Source organism: Halomonas cibimaris, assembly GCF_055379665.1.
Map to the genome: position 1 here is coordinate 745,607 of NZ_AP043828.1, position 18,640 is coordinate 764,246.

The 18,640-nt window shown below is 58.1% G+C and carries 17 protein-coding genes and 2 rRNA genes; 6 read left to right on the plus strand and 13 right to left on the minus strand.

The window, feature by feature from the left end; all coding sequences use genetic code 11:
• Positions 1 to 31: 31 nt before the first annotated feature.
• Entirely contained in the window at positions 32 to 301 is a 270-nt protein-coding gene (fliQ, locus tag ACZ415_RS03415) for a flagellar biosynthesis protein FliQ (RefSeq protein WP_344703378.1), read from the plus strand.
• 3 nt (positions 302 to 304) lie between these two features.
• A complete protein-coding gene (gene fliR / locus ACZ415_RS03420) occupies positions 305 to 1,096 on the plus strand; it encodes a flagellar biosynthetic protein FliR (protein WP_344703376.1) in 792 nt (263 codons plus the stop codon).
• 58 nt (positions 1,097 to 1,154) lie between these two features.
• Here the strand turns inward: fliR and flgL are convergent, their stop codons facing one another.
• From flgL to flgB, 11 genes are all read right to left on the minus strand, one after another.
• A complete protein-coding gene (gene flgL, locus ACZ415_RS03425) occupies positions 1,155 to 2,417 on the minus strand; it encodes a flagellar hook-associated protein FlgL (RefSeq protein ID WP_344703374.1) in 1,263 nt (420 codons plus the stop codon).
• Between the two features lie 18 nt (positions 2,418 to 2,435).
• Positions 2,436 to 5,165 carry a flagellar hook-associated protein FlgK gene (gene flgK / locus ACZ415_RS03430; protein ID WP_344703372.1) on the minus strand — a complete coding sequence of 910 codons (2,730 nt, stop codon included), beginning with the start codon at positions 5,163 to 5,165 and terminating at the stop codon, positions 2,436 to 2,438.
• Positions 5,166 to 5,260: 95 nt separating this feature from the next.
• Positions 5,261 to 6,286 carry a flagellar assembly peptidoglycan hydrolase FlgJ gene (flgJ, locus tag ACZ415_RS03435; RefSeq protein ID WP_344703370.1) on the minus strand — a complete coding sequence of 342 codons (1,026 nt, stop codon included), beginning with the start codon at positions 6,284 to 6,286 and terminating at the stop codon, positions 5,261 to 5,263.
• Positions 6,286 to 7,359 (minus strand): flagellar basal body P-ring protein FlgI, encoded by a 1,074-nt coding sequence (locus ACZ415_RS03440; RefSeq protein WP_344703368.1) that lies wholly within the window; start codon positions 7,357 to 7,359, stop codon positions 6,286 to 6,288. The genes flgJ and ACZ415_RS03440 overlap by 1 nt, the downstream gene beginning before the upstream one ends.
• A gap of 110 nt (positions 7,360 to 7,469) precedes the next feature.
• Entirely contained in the window at positions 7,470 to 8,102 is a 633-nt protein-coding gene (locus ACZ415_RS03445) for a flagellar basal body L-ring protein FlgH (RefSeq protein WP_344703366.1), read from the minus strand.
• A gap of 81 nt (positions 8,103 to 8,183) precedes the next feature.
• Entirely contained in the window at positions 8,184 to 8,966 is a 783-nt protein-coding gene (gene flgG, locus ACZ415_RS03450; protein WP_344703365.1) for a flagellar basal-body rod protein FlgG, read from the minus strand.
• Positions 8,967 to 8,992: 26 nt separating this feature from the next.
• Entirely contained in the window at positions 8,993 to 9,751 is a 759-nt protein-coding gene (locus ACZ415_RS03455; RefSeq protein ID WP_344703363.1) for a flagellar basal body rod protein FlgF, read from the minus strand.
• Positions 9,752 to 9,778: 27 nt separating this feature from the next.
• A complete protein-coding gene (gene flgE, locus ACZ415_RS03460; RefSeq protein WP_344703360.1) occupies positions 9,779 to 11,062 on the minus strand; it encodes a flagellar hook protein FlgE in 1,284 nt (427 codons plus the stop codon).
• A 63-nt stretch (positions 11,063 to 11,125) separates the two neighbouring features.
• A complete protein-coding gene (locus tag ACZ415_RS03465) occupies positions 11,126 to 11,818 on the minus strand; it encodes a flagellar hook assembly protein FlgD (protein ID WP_344703358.1) in 693 nt (230 codons plus the stop codon).
• A gap of 3 nt (positions 11,819 to 11,821) precedes the next feature.
• Positions 11,822 to 12,232 carry a flagellar basal body rod protein FlgC gene (gene flgC / locus ACZ415_RS03470; RefSeq protein WP_344703392.1) on the minus strand — a complete coding sequence of 137 codons (411 nt, stop codon included), beginning with the start codon at positions 12,230 to 12,232 and terminating at the stop codon, positions 11,822 to 11,824.
• A 21-nt stretch (positions 12,233 to 12,253) separates the two neighbouring features.
• Positions 12,254 to 12,670 (minus strand): flagellar basal body rod protein FlgB, encoded by a 417-nt coding sequence (gene flgB, locus ACZ415_RS03475; RefSeq protein ID WP_344703356.1) that lies wholly within the window; start codon positions 12,668 to 12,670, stop codon positions 12,254 to 12,256.
• Between the two features lie 356 nt (positions 12,671 to 13,026).
• On the opposite strand from flgB, the gene flgA reads away from it, so the two are divergent.
• The 4 genes from flgA to ACZ415_RS03495 all read left to right on the plus strand — a co-directional run bounded on the left by flgA (position 13,027) and on the right by ACZ415_RS03495 (position 15,314).
• The gene (gene flgA / locus ACZ415_RS03480) at positions 13,027 to 13,626 is read left to right on the plus strand and encodes a flagellar basal body P-ring formation chaperone FlgA (protein WP_464387751.1); all 600 of its coding nucleotides are present in this window, start codon (positions 13,027 to 13,029) and stop codon (positions 13,624 to 13,626) included.
• 88 nt (positions 13,627 to 13,714) lie between these two features.
• A complete protein-coding gene (gene flgM / locus ACZ415_RS03485) occupies positions 13,715 to 13,981 on the plus strand; it encodes a flagellar biosynthesis anti-sigma factor FlgM (RefSeq protein ID WP_344703352.1) in 267 nt (88 codons plus the stop codon).
• A gap of 36 nt (positions 13,982 to 14,017) precedes the next feature.
• The gene (locus ACZ415_RS03490; RefSeq protein WP_344703350.1) at positions 14,018 to 14,467 is read left to right on the plus strand and encodes a flagella synthesis protein FlgN; all 450 of its coding nucleotides are present in this window, start codon (positions 14,018 to 14,020) and stop codon (positions 14,465 to 14,467) included.
• 97 nt (positions 14,468 to 14,564) lie between these two features.
• Entirely contained in the window at positions 14,565 to 15,314 is a 750-nt protein-coding gene (locus ACZ415_RS03495; protein WP_344703348.1) for an SDR family NAD(P)-dependent oxidoreductase, read from the plus strand.
• Between the two features lie 104 nt (positions 15,315 to 15,418).
• On the opposite strand, the gene rrf is transcribed toward ACZ415_RS03495, so the two are convergent.
• Positions 15,419 to 15,534, minus strand: a 5S ribosomal RNA gene (gene rrf, locus ACZ415_RS03500).
• Positions 15,535 to 15,615: 81 nt separating this feature from the next.
• A 23S ribosomal RNA gene (locus ACZ415_RS03505) occupies positions 15,616 to 18,502 on the minus strand.
• Positions 18,503 to 18,640: the final 138 nt, after the last annotated feature.

The following is an 18,640-nucleotide window of genomic DNA, read 5'->3' on the forward strand; positions in this document are numbered from 1 at the left end:
CCGCCGCTTCACCGCTCGAGGAGGGCTTGCCATGACCCCGGAAATGGTAATGAGCATCGCCTATCAGGGCATGCGCGTCACGCTGTTTCTTGCCGGCCCCATTTTGCTGGCAGCGCTTTTGACGGGGCTTTTGATCAGCCTTTTTCAAGCCGCCACCCAGATCAACGAAATGACCCTGACGTTTATCCCCAAGATTCTCGCCGTTTTTGCGGTGCTGGTTATTGCCGGGCCCTGGCTGATCGGGCTGATCACGGATTTCACCCACCGGCTATTCACCAATATTCCCTCCATGGTGATGTAGCCAGTGGTCGAGGTCACCTTCGCTCAGCTTCAGGGCTGGCTGGTCGCGTTTTTCTGGCCGTTTGTGCGCATTACCGCTTTTATGGCCGTCTCCCCGCTATGGGGGCATTCCAGCGTGCCCAACCGGGTCAAGGTGGGGCTGGCAGCGCTGGTGTGCGTGGCCGTTGCGCCTTTTTTACCGCCCATGCCGGACGTAGCACTGATGTCCTGGACCAGTATCGGCATCATCATCGAGCAAATTCTGATCGGCCTGGCCATTGGCCTGGTCATGCACATCATTTTTGCCGTGGTCCAGGCCTCGGGCGAGTTTATCGGCCTGCAGATGGGGCTGGCTTTTGCCAGCTTTTACGATGCCGCCAGCGGTACCAACATCATGGTGCTGTCGCGCATTCTGTACATGGTAACGCTGCTGATGTTTCTGGCCCTCAACGGCCATCTAATGGTGCTGGAAACGCTGGTCATGAGCTTTCAAACCCTGCCTATCGGCGTGGATACGCTCAACGCCAACGCCTTTGAGCTGCTGGCGCGCTACGCCGGCACCATTTTTGCTTCGGGTATGCTGCTGGCCCTGCCGCTGGTCGGCTCGCTTTTGATCATCAACTTCGCGCTGGGTATTCTCAACCGCTCGGCCCCTCAGCTAACGGTGTTCAACATTGGCTTTCCCACCTCGCTCACCGTTGGGCTTACGCTGATGATGGTGCTGATGACCGATCTGGGGCGCTTTCTTGAGCGGTTATTCCACCAGGGGCTGAATTTTATGCAGGGCCTGATCGAGCTGATGGCCCAGGTGAGCTGAACTCGCCCCGGCCACTACGCCAAGGCCCGTTCCAGGGCCCGTGCGTGCGCCAGGCGGGCTAGCGCAGATAGTCAAACAGCGAGCTGCTCTTGATATTGGCAAACGCCTGCTGCGAGGCCTGCATGCCGACCTGGCGCAGGCTGTACTCGGAGATGGTATCGACGTAGTCAAGATCGACCAGATCCGATAGCGTCTGCTTGTAGTTCTGCATGCGATTGGCGCCGACGCCGTCCACCACGTCCAGCTCGTTGAGCCGTGCCCCGGCCGAAGCGCGAACGGTCAGCACGTTATCCAGCGTATTGTCCAGATTACGCATGGCCGCGTTGACCGTATTGCGAAAATCCGCCTTGGCCTGCGGACTGTCGTTGGGCGCCTCCAGCACGCGAATGGTCTCTTCCATGGTGCTGAACAGATCCGCTGAATGCTCGCTGCCGCCCGCCTTCTGTACAGCGACGGTATCGCCGCTGGCAGGCTCGCCTTCAAGCGTGATATTCAAACCGCCAAAGGAGACGGTCTGGCCGTCTTCACCGCCGCCCGTGTATTTTGTATCCACTACCGGGTTGCTCGACGTGTCATCCAAGTTATTGACAATAACATTCATATCACCGCTGTTATCATCGAACTTGATTTCAAAATTATCGCCGTAGCCGTCAGCATTAACGTCTGCCGTATTCGGCCCGGTAAACGTCACGTTGCCCTTGTTGCCGGTGCCTGCATCAGCATCAATCGGCGGCGTCTGGGCAATGTAGCCCGCACCGCTGGGCACGCTTTGGAAAATATCCTCGCCGTTGGAGGTCACCGGCATCAGCCGGGAGGCATCGATGCGCTGCTCGCGATTGTTGCTGTCGCCTGCGTACTGCACCTGCCCATCGGCATCCTTGACGAAAGGCGGTTTGTTATCGGCATAGCCGCCAAACAGATAGCGGCCGTTGCCGTCAGTGGCATTGGCCTGGCCGATCATGGTCTCGTAGATGCCGCGCATTTCGCTGGCGATGGACTCGCGATCAACGTCGCTTAGCGTGTCGCTTGAGGCCTGCACCAGCAGGGTCTTGGCACTGGTCACCGCATCGCTGACGCTGTTGAGCACGCTTTCCGTCTGGGACAGCGCGTTGCGCGCCGACACCCGGGCGTCAGCATACTGCTGAGTCACCGCTTGGGACTGATCCACGCCCACGGCGCGAGAAGCGGCCTGCGGATCATCGGACGGATTGACCACCCGGCGGCCGCTGGCCATCTGCTCATTGACTTTCATGAACTCCGCCTGCTGCCGGTTAATCGACGCAGCGCTTTGCTCAAACATCGTGACAGAACTGATACGCATAGCGTGAACTCCCGATTATCAGCGCAGGTTGAGAATAGTATCCATCACCGAAGACGCCGTATCGATAACTTTGGCATTGGCCTGATAGAACTGCTGATACTTCACCAGGTTGGCGGCTTCTTCATCAAAGTTGACGCCGGACTCCGACTGCTGAACCGCTTCCAGCTGATCGGTCAGCCCCTGGCGGGCCTCGAGGTTCACCTGGGTAATATTGGTGCGGTTGCCCACATCGCTGACCATCGCACCGTACGCGCCGCTCAGCGTCGCACTGCCGGCGACGAGATCCTCGCTTTGCAGATCCTGCAGCGCCAGCGCATTGCGGTTGTCGCCGGGGCCGGTGGTGCCGGTGCGCCCGGTAAAGGTCACCCCGCTGGTGCCGCCGGTGGGCAGCTGGTCCACGGTAAAGCTGAGCACGGTTTTGCCGGTGGCGTCGTCTTTAATGGTGAGGCGTTCGCCGGGAGCCAGGGTGTCGGCACCGCCGCTGTTTACCGAGAGTACGTTGTCAATCTCGCTGCCGTCTTCCTTATAGACGCTGAACACGCCTTCGGGCGGCGGATTGCTTGGCACCGAGCCGGCATCTGGCGAGACGAAAAGGTTGTTGTCGCTGTCCGCGCCGAAAAAGCCCAGGCTCAGCGAACCGTCGTCGGCGGCTTTTACCGCAAAACTGGGCGGACGGTAGTCGCTGTCCATGTCCTGGAAGGCCGGAGCGACCTCAATATCACTGACTTCCAGCTGGCCTTGTACCTGGCCGATGGGGCCGCTATCGCCGTTCACGCCGCCGGTCCCTGGCGTGCCGGGCATATCGTCCCAAGTGGCCTTGATGTCAAATCTACCGTTACCTGAGACTAGCAAAAATAGAGGCTCTTTTACTTCATCAATATTGACTCTCTCTTCTCGATAGTTCGTGTCTGTACTTAGATCGTTAGGGGAAGTGTCAAATCTGTTGCCATCTCCTGTATAGGTGAAATTCATGTCTGCATAATTTGATGTTGCAGGATCTGAGAGGTCTGCGGAGTACTTATCCTTTCGGTTTAGAAGGTGGCTGCTATCGTACTTTGTTCCTTCATCAAAACCGTTAATGAGGGTAAATATATTTTCTTCTACATCGTTTGCTGATTTGATAATAATTCCATCAGCATTATTTTTCCAAGTATAGTCTGTTTCTTTACCTTCCCAAACCGAGGGATCAGCATCCGTTCCTTCCACTGGCGTGCCTATTAGATGCTTGCCGTCTCGGGTAAAGAGCTGGATATCGTCGTCCGCTCCGCGATCGTATAGATGAATGGTGACATTTTTTGCTCCCGTAGGAATAAATGCGAAGGGCTCAAGACCTGATTCAACTCCTTTCTTTATTTCGCCGCTTGTCAGCTCTTCATTGATGACTCCGGTTTCACCCAGCCGGTCTTCGCTTTGCCCTTGAAAATCTACCTGATCGTAGGGCATGGGCTGCACCGGCCCCAGGGCGGCAGCAATCTTGTCCAGATCGCCGATGGCGGTTTCCATGCCTGCACCGGCTCGGCGCACGGGCTGCACTTCAAACGTATCATCGGCCGCGGGCGTACCGGAGAATGTCATTTCAACACCGCCAAAGGACAGCGTATTGGTACCACTATCCCACTCGGAATCTACTTCAGCGCCGTTATCATTACGAGTCACAACAGGGCTACCGCTTTCCATCGTCACGGTGTAATCAGTGGCACGCAGCTGGTCGATATTGCCGTTATCAAAACGAATTGCGTCAACGTTGGCCGTATTGTTTGAACCGCTATACGCTTGGGGCTCGCGGACGTTAAAGAAGTTTTCCCCCTGATTGCCGTCAAGATCCACGCCCATCCTGTGCTGCTCGTTGAACGTCATTGACAGCGATACCGCCAGCTGGCCAATCTGGTTTTGGGTCTTGTCCAGCGTCTCTGAGCGAAACGACATCAGCCCACCGAGTGAGCCGCCTTGCACGGTATCTTCTTCCAGCTCGACGAGATTACCGCCGCCGTCACGATAGCCGACAACGGTACGCTGGGGATCGGCGTCAGATTGCATAGCTTCAAGCTTAAAGGAATCGGTGCCGGTGACCAGCGGCTGGCCGTTGGGCAGGCTGACGTTATAGGTCTTGCCGTCTTGGACGTTCAGGCGCAGGTCCATTCGCTCGTTGAGCTCGGAAACCAGCCGGTCACGCTGATTCAGCAGGCTGTTGGGCGCTTCCCCGGTGCGCGCGCGGGCCAGTGAAATCTCGCGATTGGCATGGGCAATCTGCTTGGTGGCGTTGTTGATCTGGGTGACTTCGTCTTCTATCTGGCCGTTGATATTGCCCTGCATATCCTGCAGATAGCCGTCGAAGGAGCGAAACTGGGCGCTCATGGTGTCCGCTGAACCCAGCACACCCTGCCGGGCGGCCGGGTCAGACGGGGCGCTGGCAAGATCTTCCAGTGAGGAGAAGAATCCTTGCATAAGCGGGGCCAGCCCTGCCTCCCGATCCGCCAGCAGGTTGTCGATTTGTGATACCTGAGACGCGTAGGTTTCCAGCGCGCTGGACTCGCTTTTGGCGCTGTTGAGCTGGGTTGCCACGTATTGGTTGAACTGGCGCTCGATATCGTTAACGCGCACGCCGCCGCTGCCCACCGAGCCTTCGCCCAGCTGGGTAATTTCGCGATTATAGCCCGGCGTGAACACGTTGCTGATGTTGTTGCTGGTAGTTTGCAGGGCATTTTGCGCGGCGTTGAGACCGCTTAACCCGGTAGAAAACATGCTCATGATGTCAATCCTTTAAGCCGATGCCACCGTTATCGGCAAGTTACGGCCAAACTTGAACGCTTTACGACACGGTTAGCGCAAAACGCCGGGGTGGCTTAGCGTGCCTGCGCCAGCCTGCCGGCATCGCCGGGGAGCGGCCCCAGGGTATCCATCACCGCTACCAGTTTGGCGGCATAGCCCGGGTCGGTGGCATAGCCGCCTTCCTGCAGCGCCAGCGCCGCGCGCCGGGCATCCGGGGCGTTAACTACGCCGGCATAGCGGGGGTTGTTGCCGATAAGGCCAGCGTAGTCGGTAAAAGCGTGCTCGAAGGAGTCATATACGCGAAACGTATCTACCTTCTGAACGCGGCGACCGTCGATATATTCGTGGGTAGTGACCGCAGTCGTATCGCCCTGCCAGCTAGTGCCCGCCTTGATGCCGAACAGGTTGTGGCTATTGCGCCCGCTGGAGGTGGTTATCTCGTGGCGGCCCCAGCCGGTTTCCAGCGCTGCCTGGGCTAAAATCAGCTTCGCCGGCACTCCGGTGGCATCACTGGCGGCCTGTGCCGGCCGGTCTAACGCCTGCATAAACTGCTGTACGTGATCACCGGCTGGCGCCCCACTTTTCGCTGCAGCCGTTTGCCTCGCATCAGGCGTTTGACGCACTGCATCCAGCGCTTGCCAAAACCCTTCGCCTGCGGGCGAAGCGGGGCGTAAACGCGCCTGCGTACTATCCGCCGGCGATGAATCGCTCAGCTCGCGCGGCGTCCCTCGCGGAATACCGGCAATCAGCGATGAGGTATCAGCCGGGAGTTGGCTATCCGCACTGCCGGGCAGCGCGCCCTGGCGTTCCAGCTGGGCGACCAGCGCATCGGCCAAGCCGACGCCGCGGTCCGCCACTACCTGCGACCACTGCTTATCCATCATTGACTGGTACATGTCCAGCGCCTGGCTATTGACCAGACCGGATTCGGGAATCGCATCGCGCATGCTTTTCACCATCATCTGCACGAAAAGCGCCTCGAACTGCTGAGCTGCACCCTTCACGCCCTCCTTGGGGTCAGTACGCGCGGTGTGCTGCATGCGCTGAAACCCTTTCACGTCCAGCGCAAACTGATCGGCCATATTTCGGGTCACGGCCATTAGATTACCTCCAGCTCGGCACGCAGAGAGCCCGCGCTTTTAAGCGCTTCCAGTATGCTCATCAGATCCGTAGGGGTCGCACCCAGCGCGTTCAACGCATTAACCACGTCGTTGAGCTGGGCCCCTTCCACCGTCTGCAGATAGGCCTCTTGCTGCTCGATATCGATATCCGTGTCGGGAACAACGGCGGTTTCCCCTTCGCCCAGCGGATTCGGCTGGCTGACGCCGAACTGGGTATCGATCATGATGGACAGATTGCCGTGCGCTACTGCTGCCTTGCGCAGCGTCACGGCATTGTTCATCACCACTGAGCCGGTGCGGGAGTTGACGACCACCCGGGCCGGCGCCTCGGTGGGGGTGACGCGCACGTTTTCCACCCGCGCCATGAAGTTGACCCGGGCGTTATCGCTTGCCGGGCCGTCCAGGGCAATCACGCCGCCGTTACGGGCGTAGGCTACACCGCGGCCAAATTCACTGTTGATCGCCGTCACCATGCGCTGTGCGGTGCCGAAGTCTGCCTGGTTGAGCTGCAGCTCAAGCGTACCGCCGTTGGCTCCGAGGTTAAGCGGCACTTCTTTTTCCACCAGCGCCCCGCCGGGAATACGCCCGGCGGCCTGATGGTTGATCTGAACACTGCTGCCGCCGGCCTGAGCACCGGCGCCGCCTACCAGCATGTTGCCTTGGGCGAGCGCATAGGTATCGCCGTTGGCCCCTTTCAGCGGCGTCATCAGCAGCGTACCGCCACGCAGGCTGTCAGCGTTGGCAATGGAAGATACCACCACGTCCAGCCGCTGCCCCGGGCGGGAAAAGGGTGGCAAGTCCGCCGTCACCATAACAGCGGCAACGTTACGCAGCTGCAGGTTGGTGCCTTCCGGCACGCTGACCCCCAGCTGGGAGAGCATGTTGGTCAAACTCTGGCTGGTAAACGGTGCCTGAGTGGTTTGGTCACCGCTGCCGTCCAGGCCGACCACCAGGCCGTAGCCGGTCAGCTGGTTATCGCGCACCCCGGCAAACCCCGCCAGCTCGCGAATCCGCTCGGCATGGGCCGGTAGTGCCAGGGCCGTACATGCCATTGCCAGCGCCAACAGCGGCAGAAACCGCCGGCGCCACGCGCGGCTCAGTCGTTTTAGGTCAGGTTGCATTGCTTGCCCGTCTGTTCGTCTACCGCTTGCGCCGATCCGCGTTAGAAAGGCGATACGTTGAGGAAAAAGCGCTGCAGCCAGCCCATGTGCTGCGCTTCGTTGATATAGCCATCGCCGACGTATTCAATGCGCGCATCGGCCACCTTAGTGGAAGGCACCGTGTTCTGCGCGGTCACTGTGCGCGGGTTCACCACCCCGGAAAAGCGAATAAATTCGGTGCCCTGGTTAATGGCGATCTGCTTTTCGCCGCGTACACGCAGGTTGCCGTTGTTCAACACTTCAAGCACAGACACAGTGATGGTGCCGGTAAAGGTATTGTTGGCACGTGAGCCGCCACCGCCGGTGAAGTCGCTTTCCCCGGAAATGTCAAAGCCGTATTCGGCCAGCCGATCCAAAACGTCGGGCAGCTGATCAAGCTCCAGGCTAGCGCTGCCGCTGCGATCGGCATTGGACTGTGAATTCTTGCTCGCGCTGACTTCTTCATCCAGCACAATGGTGAGGATATCGCCGGCGGCCCGCGGACGACGATCTTCAAACAGCGGCTGATATCCCTGCCGCACCTGATAGATAGAGCCGTTGGCTACCGGCGGCGGCCGATCCACCACTGCAATACGCTCCTGTTCGCCCACCACCGAGGCATGGGGTATCTGGGCACAGCCGCCCAGCACAAGCATGGTGAAAACGAGCAGGCCAAGCAGCCAACGTGGCCGGTAACACCGTCGGGGCAGGATGAGAAAAACCCGTGACATATGGCGTTACAGCTGGCTCAAGCGCGCCAGCATTTCATCGCTTGTGGTAATCGCCTTGCTGTTGATTTCATAGGCGCGCTGCGTCTGAATCATGCTGACCATCTCTTCCACGACGCTGACGTTGGAAGTCTCCACGTAGCCCTGCATCAGCGTGCCGGTACCGTTGACGCCCGGCGGATTCTGGTTGGGCGCACCGGATGAGCCGGTCTCCAGATACAGGTTGCCGCCGATACTCTCAAGGCCGGTCGGGTTGTTAAACGAGGTCAGGTTAATCTGGCCAACTTCATTATCTACCGGATTACCCGGCTCGCGCACGCTAACGATGCCCTCTTCGCCGATGGAAACCGATAGCGCATTGGCCGGAATAAAAATCGCCGGCTCCAGCGGATAGCCGTTGGCGTTGACCATCTGGCCGTTCTCATTGAGCTGAAAGCTGCCGTCGCGCGTATAGGCGGTGGTGCCGTCGGGCATGAGCACCTGAAAAAACCCCTTGCCCTCAATGGCCATATCCCGGGAGTTTTCGGTCTGCTCAAGCCCGCCCTGGGTGTGCAGGCGCTCGGTGGCTACCGGGCGCACCCCGGTGCCCACCTGCATGCCCGAAGGCAGCCGATCCTGCATGTTGTTCTGCGCGCCGGGCTGGCGCATATTCTGATACAGCAGGTCTTCAAACACCGGGCGCGAGCGCTTGAAGCCGTTGGTGCTGACGTTGGCCAGGTTGTTGGAAATGACGTCAAGCTTGGTCTGCTGCGCTTCAAGCCCGGTCTTGGCCGTCCACAGTGATTTGATCATATACGATTCCTTTACATTAAGGCCGATCAGCCCTGCATCGAAAGCACGGCGTTGGCCCGCTGGGCGTTCTCGTCTGCGGTGCTGATCACCTTCATTTGCATGTCGTAGCGTCGGGCAACGTCGATCATGGACACCATGGCGTCCACGGCGCTGACGTTGCTGCCTTCCAGCGTGCCGCTGACCAGGGTCGCTTCGTCATCGGCCGCCAGAACGCCCGGAACGCCTTCGGCGTTTTCCGGCGCGCGAAACAGGCCGTCATCGCCGCGGTTAAGCTCACCGGGCGCCGGCGTCACCAGTTTGATGCGCCCCACGTCAACCAGCGCTTCCGGCCCTGAGCCTCTGGGAATAGCGCTCAGCGTGCCGTCAGAGCCCATAAACACTTCCGATCCCTGGGGCACGTTGATCGGGCCGGCATCGCCGAGGACCGGCCGGCCAACGCTAAGCAAAATGCCGTCGGCGTCAATCTGCAGGTCTCCTCGACGCGTATAGGTTTCGCTGCCGTCTTCGGCCTGCACCGCCATCCAGGCATCACCTTTCATGGCTACGTCCAGCGTGCGCCCCGTGCGTTCAAGGGGCCCTTGGGAGTAATCGGTCGCCGGCGTGGTGGTCACCGCAGACGTGCGGGTAGGCAGGCGGCCCTCGCCCATTACCGGCACCGAGCGTACGGCATCCAGCTGGGCGCGAAACCCGGTGGTCGAGACGTTGGCGAGATTGTTGCTCACCACCGATTGCTGATCCATGCTGTGTTTGGCACCGCTCATGGCGGTATAAAGCATCCGATCCACGCTTGACTCCTCGAAACTACAGCAGCGTTAGAGGTTGATAATCGTCTGCAGCAGCTCGTCCTGCGTGCTGATGGTGTTGGAGTTGGCCTGATAGGCGCGCTGGGAGACGATCATGTCCACCAGCTCCTGGGCCATATCGACGTTGGACGTTTCCACCGCACCGGGCTCAATCAGCCCGCGCTGGCCGCTGCCGGGTACGCCCACCAGCTCCTGGCCGGACGCGCCGGTGGCAGACCAGAGGTTATCCCCTTCAGGCTTCAGGCCTTCCGGGTTGCGAAAGTCCGCCAGGGCAATTTGACCTGCCGCGCGCGACTCCTCGTTGGAGTAGTTACGCATGATGGTGCCATCATCCTGAATGGTGGTGCCTACCAATGAGCCGGATGTGTAGCCGTTCTGACTAATATCGTTGACGGTGGAGCCATTGGCATATTGGCTGGTACCGGCAAAGTCCACTTCAATCTGCTGAGACGTGAGCGTATCGCCGAACTCACTAGTAGCAGTATTCCCATCCGGATCTATCACCGCCTGCGGACTGTCTAGGTCAATGGCAAAAGGTTCAAAGTCGGGATTTAGACGGCCGTCGGTAGTGAAATCAAAGTCTTGACCGTCAGCAATATCAGAAAACGCATAGGTCGGCGCACCTTCAGGCCCACCCGACATCCGCGCATCCACTCGCCACTTGTTGGGGTCAGTTTTGGTAAAATACGTCGTCAGATTGCGCGCACTGCCTTGGGAGTCGTAAACCGTGGCGTTGGTCGAAAAGGAATATTCGCTAGGGTCCAAGCCATTAGCAATATCTTGCGCCGTAAATGTTGGCTTTAACTTCCCTTCTCCCGCATCGAGATTGAGCGATATATCTAGGCCTGTCGTCGCGCTGGCTTCGAGACCACTCGAATCAACGGTAAGTGCTTCGACATCTCCGCCGGGCTGCACTTCGCCGTTGGCATCCGCGCTGTAACCCATGATTTTTGCACCCTGGGCGTTCACCAGGTTACCGTCAGCGGTCAGCGTCAGCTGGCCGTTGCGCGAGTAGCCGACTTCACCGCTGGGCTGCTGAAAACGGAAAAAACCATCGCCGGCAATCGCCAAGTCCATATTACGGCCGGACGATTCGATATTGCCCTGATTGAAGTTTTGCAACGTGGTGGAAACTTTCGTTCCCAGACCAATACGCGACTGAGCGAACACGTCGGCAAACTGCACCTCAGAGCTTTTAAAGCCCACGGTTTGCGAGTTGGCGATGTTGTTGCCGATGGCACCAAGTTTTTCCCGCTGCGCGTTAAGGCCGCTGAGTGCCTGTGAAAAGCTCATGCTTGTTTCCCCTGAAAATAGCTCAAACCAAAATCGTACCGGCCTGTACCGGCGACGCGGCGTTTAGAGAATCTGTTTGATGTCGTTCATGGCGACCTGGCCGTAGACGCCGCCCAGATCAAGGCGCACATCCTCGTTGGCGGTGGCCGGCGTCACGCCCTGCACCAGGGCATAGTTCAGCGCCGTTGACGGCATTTCTTCACCGTCAGCGTTGAAGGCGTTCAACGAAACGTTGTAGGCACCGTCCGGTGCTGCCTCCTTGCCGTCGGTCTGGCCGTCCCAGCTAAAGGATTCCACGCCCGCTTTGACATTTTTGATCTCTCGGGTGGCAACGACTTCACCGCTTTGGTTGGTCAAAGTGACTTCAACCCGGCTGGCCGGACTTTCCAGCTCGATACCGAACGGCGTCGTATGGGTCTTCCCTTCTTCACCCGTGCTCACCTTGACGTTATTACCGGGTACCAGCACAGCATTGCCGATCAACCCCGAGGCCTGGAGCATCTGTGAGGCATCTACTTGCTGGGTAATGCCGTTGAGCGTGTCGTTGAGCTGCTCGATGCCGCTGACGGTATTGATCTGGGCAAGCTGTGCGGTCATGTCCTTGTTTTTCATCGGATCCATGGGATCCTGGTTTTGCAGCTGAGTAATCAGCATGGTCAGAAAGCTTTCCCGCAGCTCGCCCGACTGGCCCTGGTTAAGCTTCGGACCGCCGCTTTGCGTATTAACGTTGTTGAGAACACTCGGATCGATATTCATGGTTTACCCTTGGCCGAGACGCAGCGTTTGCATCAGCATTTGCTTGCTGGTGTTGAACACTTCCACGTTGGCCTGATAGGAACGTGAAGCAGAGATCATATTGACCATTTCCTGGGCGGGCTCAACGTTGGGCTTGGCAACATAGCCTTCCTCGTCTGCCGCCGGATGATTGGGCATGTACTCCATGCGCAACGGCGAGGTATCTTCGACGACTTCCGTAACCTTGACCCCGCCCACCTGGTAGCGGTTGTTTTGCGCCTGCGTCTCAAACATCACCTGCTTGGCGCGGTAGGTCTCACCGTCAGGGCCGGCTACGCTGTCAGCGTTGGCCATGTTGCTGGCGGTTACGTTCATTCGCTGCGACTGTGCGCTCATCGCCGAGCCGGCAATATCAAACGCGGAAAACATTGCGATCTCCCTGTGTCTTCAAACGGCTTATTCCGGCTGCATGGCCTTTTTGAGCCCCTGGATGCGGCTGTTGATCATGGATAGCCCCACCCGATAATTAACGGCGTTATCGGCAAACGCCGAGCGTTCACGGTCCATATCCACCGTATTGCCATCAAGGCTTGGCTGATCAGGAATGCGATAGAGTAAACGGCTCTGCTGCGCACCGCCCCAGGCCTGCCCTTGCCCGGGCAGGTGGCGCTCTGAGGTCCGCGCAAGCGACAGGCCGCCCTGGCTGGCAGATTCGCCGGCTTTTTTCAGCTCGCTGGCAAAGTCAATATCCCGCGCCTTGTAGTTCGGGGTATCGGCATTGGCAATATTGGCGGCCAATACGTCGTGGCGCGCCTTGCGCAGCGACAGCGCCTGCTGCTGGAAGGTAAAGGCAGACTCAAGCTGATCAATCATCCCGGTGCTCTCGAAAAATAAAACGGAATTTGCTGATGCTCTACCATACTCTCTGCTCTGTCACGCCAAAGCATCAAACAGGCATTTCCTGGACCATTATTTCAGGCGATGCTTCCCCGTGCGTTTTCTTATACTAGCGACTACTGCTGCCCCGGCACGTTCAAACCAAGCCCAACACGCTCTACGAACTGGCATCCACTATGCTTCCATCCTTGTTCGCCCGGCTGCCTCCGAAAGCCGCACGCCGGCGCCGTATCCTCTCATATTTAACGGGATACGGTCTTGCGGCATTCACCGTGCTCGCGGCATCCGCTGTGTTAGCAGCGTCCACGGCATCGGCCAGCAGCGACGCGCTGATGCAGGATATACAGCAGTTTCTCCATCAGCGCGCTCGCACGCTGGGCGACGACATCATGATTGAAGTGCGCCCTCCGTCTCCTCATCTGCCTGCCTGCGTAAACCCTGAACCGTTCCTTCCTGATGCCGACAGGTCGCCTCTAGGCCGGGTTACCGTGGGTGTACGCTGTGGCTCGCAGCATCGCCAAGTACGCTACGTGCAGGCAAAAGTGGATGTTATCGGTCAATACGTCGTTGCAGCTGAGGACATATCACGCGGCACTCGTCTCACAAAAGGGCTGGTCCGCAAACAGTCCGGCAATCTCGGCGATCTTTCCTCACGCACGCTCATCACCGTGGAGGAGGTTGTGGGTAAAGAGGCGCGTCGTCCAATTCGCCGCGGCAGCAGCTTTCAACAGCAGGACGTTCGCGCTCCGCTACTGATCAGGCGCGGCGATGCCGTCACGGTTATGGCCCAGGGCAAAGGGTTTCGCGTCACCCGAGAAGGCAAGGCCATGGAAGACGGCAGTCAAGGGGAGACCATTCGCGTGCGCCTGGCACGACGCGAAATCCTCAATGCCCGCGTAGTCGGTGAGGGCCGGCTGGCCATTGGTTTTTGAATTTGGCACTAAAGTTTTCACCCGCTTAGCCGATACGCTGAGATAGCTGGCGCCCCGGCGCCATGACCGTTAACGGGAGGCACACAGCGTGAAAATCAGCCATATCAACATACCGCCCAGCCCCGGCCAGGCCCCGCAGCGCGGTGAGCCTCAAAAGGCCCAGCGAGAGGCATCCGCAGCCTCTCAGCCGCCGTCGTCGGGCGTGTCTCATATTCGACAGCAGCACGTTGATACGACACAAGACATCGATACGCTTAGAGTCGAAGAAATACGTTCGGCCATCCGCGATGGAAAACTCGAAATACACGCCGAGCGCATTGCCGAAGGACTCATCAACAGCCTTGACACGCAATAACCGCAGGGCACACAGACTACGACAGGAGATGGATCCATGAGCCTTGCTCGTCTGCTTTCCGATCAGCAAACACGTTTGGATAAGCTGATCGCCCTGATGGAACACGAACGGAGCCTTTTGACACAGGGCCACATTGACGGTAGCCGTCTGGCCCGTATTGCCGAGGATAAACAAACGCTGCTCGCCGAGCTTGAGAGCATGGAAACGCTGCGGCACAGCGTACAAAAGCGGCTCGGCTATCCGGATAGCCCCGACGGCGCTCGGCAATCGGCAACGGATGCCGGCTGCGCTCGCAGCTGGCAGGCGCTGCTGGAAAAAAGCGAGCGCGTCGCACGCATGAACGAGCAGGTCGGTCAGATGGTTTCGCTGCGCATGACACACAACCAGCGTATGCTCGATTATATACACCGGCTTGCCGAGAAAACGCTCTACACGCCTGACGGCCGCAATAGTGCTCAGTCAGGAAGAATCAGCGCCTCAGCCTGACGCTTTCAGCATAGCCTGAAACCGCACTAAACTGGACAGATGCTAAACAAAGAGCTTCAATAATAACGGAAATGTAGCGTTTTTATTAAGGAACAGCATGTTTAGCCACCTACCTGACGCCTATACCGCGGTGGTCACCGGTACCAGCGGCGGTATCGGAAACGCCATAGCCAAAGCCCTGCTCGCGTCTCCCCAGCTGGGTAGGCTCATTGCAGTCAGCCGCTCTACCACGCCTTCTTTGGATCATCACGATGCGCGCGTGACGACGCTCGCTTTGGATGTGACGCAACAAAATGATCGCAAGGCGTTACGAGAGCACCTTGACGGTCAACCTGTGCACCTGCTGTTCAATGCGATTGGCACGCTACACGATGAGTCTCTTGATATACATCCGGAAAAGCGCCTGGAGCAGCTTAGTGCCGATGCGCTGGCTCATTTGATGCACGTGAACGCCTCAACGCCTATATTGCTTCTGGCAGCACTCAAGCCTTCTCTTAAGGGAAAACATCCTGCAATTTTTGCGAGCCTGTCAGCGCGCGTCGGCTCCATCAGTGATAACGGCTTTGGCGGCTGGTATAGCTACCGGGCCAGTAAAGCCGCACACAACATGCTGATGAAAACGGCATCCATTGAACTGGCCCGCCTGAACAAGGCATCTATTGTGCTATGTTTGCACCCCGGCACGACCAATACGCCGCTTTCCGAGCCGTTCCAAACCCGGGTGCCGCCAGGCAAGCTGTTCTCACCGGCGTTTGTGGCGCAGTGCCTGATTGACGTTATGGCAGCGCGCACCCCGGAAGATACCGGCAGTTTCTGGGACTGGGATGGCAAGCCGATCGAGTGGTGACACGCCCGGACAGAATCAGGCAGAAAACTTTACACAAATTCTGCACACAAACCTTACGCGCACACAAAAAACCCGGCGCTTGGCCGGGTTTTCTGCGTATTGATGCCTGACGATGTCCTACTCTCGCATGGGGAGGCCCCACACTACCATCGGCGCTGAACGGTTTCACTGCTGAGTTCGGCAAGGGATCAGGTGGTTCCCGCTCGCTATGGCCGTCAGGCGTAACTGGTGGTTTATCAAGCTGTGCGATACGTCTCTTGTATCCGGTCGTTGTCCTGCAACCCGACCCCTTGGGTGTTATAGGGTCAAGCCTCACGGGCCATTAGTACACGTTAGCTCAACGCCTTGCAGCGCTTCCACACCGTGCCTATCCACCAGCTCGTCTTGCTGGGCCCTTCAGGAGGCTCGAGGCCTCGGGGATGTCTCATCTTGAAGGAGGCTTCCCGCTTAGATGCTTTCAGCGGTTATCCCGTCCGACCTTAGCTACCCGGCAATGCCACGGGCGTGACAACCGGCACACCAGAGGGTCGTCCACTCCGGTCCTCTCGTACTAGGAGCAGCCCTTCGCAAACATCCTGCGCCCACGGCAGATAGGGACCGAACTGTCTCACGACGTTCTAAACCCAGCTCGCGTACCACTTTAAATGGCGAACAGCCATACCCTTGGGACCGACTTCAGCCCCAGGATGTGATGAGCCGACATCGAGGTGCCAAACACCGCCGTCGATGTGAACTCTTGGGCGGTATCAGCCTGTTATCCCCGGAGTACCTTTTATCCGTTGAGCGATGGCCCTTCCATACAGAACCACCGGATCACTAGAACCTGCTTTCGCACCTGCTCGACGTGTCTGTCTCGCAGTCAAGCACCCTTGTGCTCTTGCACTCACTGCACGATGTCCGACCGTGCTGAGGGTACCTTCGTGCTCCTCCGTTACGCTTTGGGAGGAGACCGCCCCAGTCAAACTACCCACCACACACGGTCCTCGATCCGGATCACGGATCAGAGTGAGAACGCCAATGATGCCAGGCTGGTATTTCAAGGGTGGCTCCCCCCGGTCTGGCGACCGGGGTTCCAAGCCTCCCAGCTATCCTACACAGGCAACATCAGCGTCCAGTGTGAAGCTATAGTAAAGGTTCACGGGGTCTTTCCGTCTGGCCGCGGGTACACCGCATCTTCACGGCGATTTCAATTTCACTGAGTCTCGGGTGGAGACAGCGTGGCCATCATTACGCCATTCGTGCAGGTCGGAACTTACCCGACAAGGAATTTCGCTACCTTAGGACCGTTATAGTTACGGCCGCCGTTTACCGGGGCTTCGATCAAACGCTTCGGCGAACCTAACGTCATCACTTAACCTTCCGGCACCGGGCAGGCGTCACACCCTATACGTCCGCTTGCGCGTTGGCAGAGTGCTGTGTTTTTAGTAAACAGTTGTAGCCACCTGGTATCTTCGACCGCCTTCCGCTCCGCCCGCGAGGGGTTTCACGTACCGGCGGCGTGCCTTCTCCCGAAGTTACGGCACCATTTTGCCTAGTTCCTTCACCCGAGTTGTCTCAAGCGCCTGGGGATTCTCACCCTGACCACCTGTGTTGGTTTGGGGTACGGTCGCATCGTATCTGGTGCTTAGAGGCTTTTCCCGGAAGCGTGGCATCAATGACTTCAACACCGTGGTGTCTTCGTCTCGTCTCTCGGCCTTGAGCTGCCGGATTTGCCTGGCGGCTCAGCCTACGGACTTTCACCAGGACAACCGTCGCCTGGCTCACCTAGCCTTCTTCGTCCCCTCATCGCAATACGATCCGGTACGGGAATATTGACCCGTTTCCCATCGACTACGCCTTTCGGCCTCGCCTTAGGGGCCGACTCACTCTGCTTCGATTAGCGTCGAACAGAAACCCTTGGTCTTCCGGCGAGGGCGTTTTTCACGCCCTTTATCGTTACTCATGTCAGCATTCGCACTCGTGATACCTCCAGCGAGCTTCTCAACTCCCCTTCATCGGCTTACACGACGCTCCTCTACCACGCATCCGAAGGATGCGTCCGTAGCTTCGGTACCTGGTTTAGCCCCGTTACATCTTCCGCGCAGGCCGACTCGACTAGTGAGCTATTACGCTTTCTTTAAAGGATGGCTGCTTCTAAGCCAACCTCCTAGCTGTCTGAGCCTTCCCACATCGTTTCCCACTTAACCAGGATTTGGGGACCTTAGCTGACGGTCTGGGTTGTTGCCCTTTCCACAACGGACGTTAGCACCCGCTGTGTGTCTCCCACGCTGCACTCACCGGTATTCGGAGTTTGCCTCGGGTTGGTAAGTCGGGATGACCCCCTAGCCGAAACAGTGCTCTACCCCCGGCGGTGATACGTGAGGCGCTACCTAAATAGCTTTCGAGGAGAACCAGCTATCTCCGGGCTTGATTAGCCTTTCACTCCGACCCACAGCTCATCCCCGCATTTTTCAACATACGTGGGTTCGAGCCTCCAGTTGCTGTTACGCAACCTTCACTCTGGCCATGGGTAGATCGCCCGGTTTCGGGTCTATTGCCAGCAACTCGACGCCCTGTTAAGACTCGGTTTCCCTACGCCTCCCCTAGTCGGTTAAGCTCGCTACGGACAATAAGTCGCTGACCCATTATACAAAAGGTACGCGGTCACAGAACAAGTCTGCTCCCACTGCTTGTACGCACACGGTTTCAGGATCTATTTCACTCCCCTCTCCGGGGTTCTTTTCGCCTTTCCCTCACGGTACTGGTTCACTATCGGTCAGCCAGGAGTATTTAGCCTTGGAGGATGGTCCCCCCGTCTTCAGTCAAGGTTACACGTGCCCCGACCTACTCGATTTCACGCGTTTGGATTTTCGACTACGGGGCTATCACCCGCTATGGCGGCGTTTCCCAACGCCTTCGTCTAATCGGCCACGCGCTTAAGGGCTGCTCCCCGTTCGCTCGCCGCTACTGGGGGAATCTCGGTTGATTTCTGTTCCTCGGGGTACTGAGATGTTTCAGTTCCCCCGGTTCGCCTCGTATTCCTATGTATTCAGAATACGATACTCACCTTGTGGTGAGTGGGTTTCCCCATTCAGAGATGCCCGGGTCGCAGGTTGTTTGCCACCTCGCCGAGCCTTATCGCAGGCTTCCACGTCTTTCATCGCCTCTGGCTGCCTAGGCATCCACCGTGTGCGCTTCATTGCTTGACCCTATAACCCGAAGGAGTCGGGGTCGCAATGACAACGATTGCCGGATACGCTTGAGACGTATCACATGATCATTTCGTCGGAAATGATCGTTTATCAGCTTGATATACCTTGTTAAAGAGCGACTGTTCAGTGAACAGT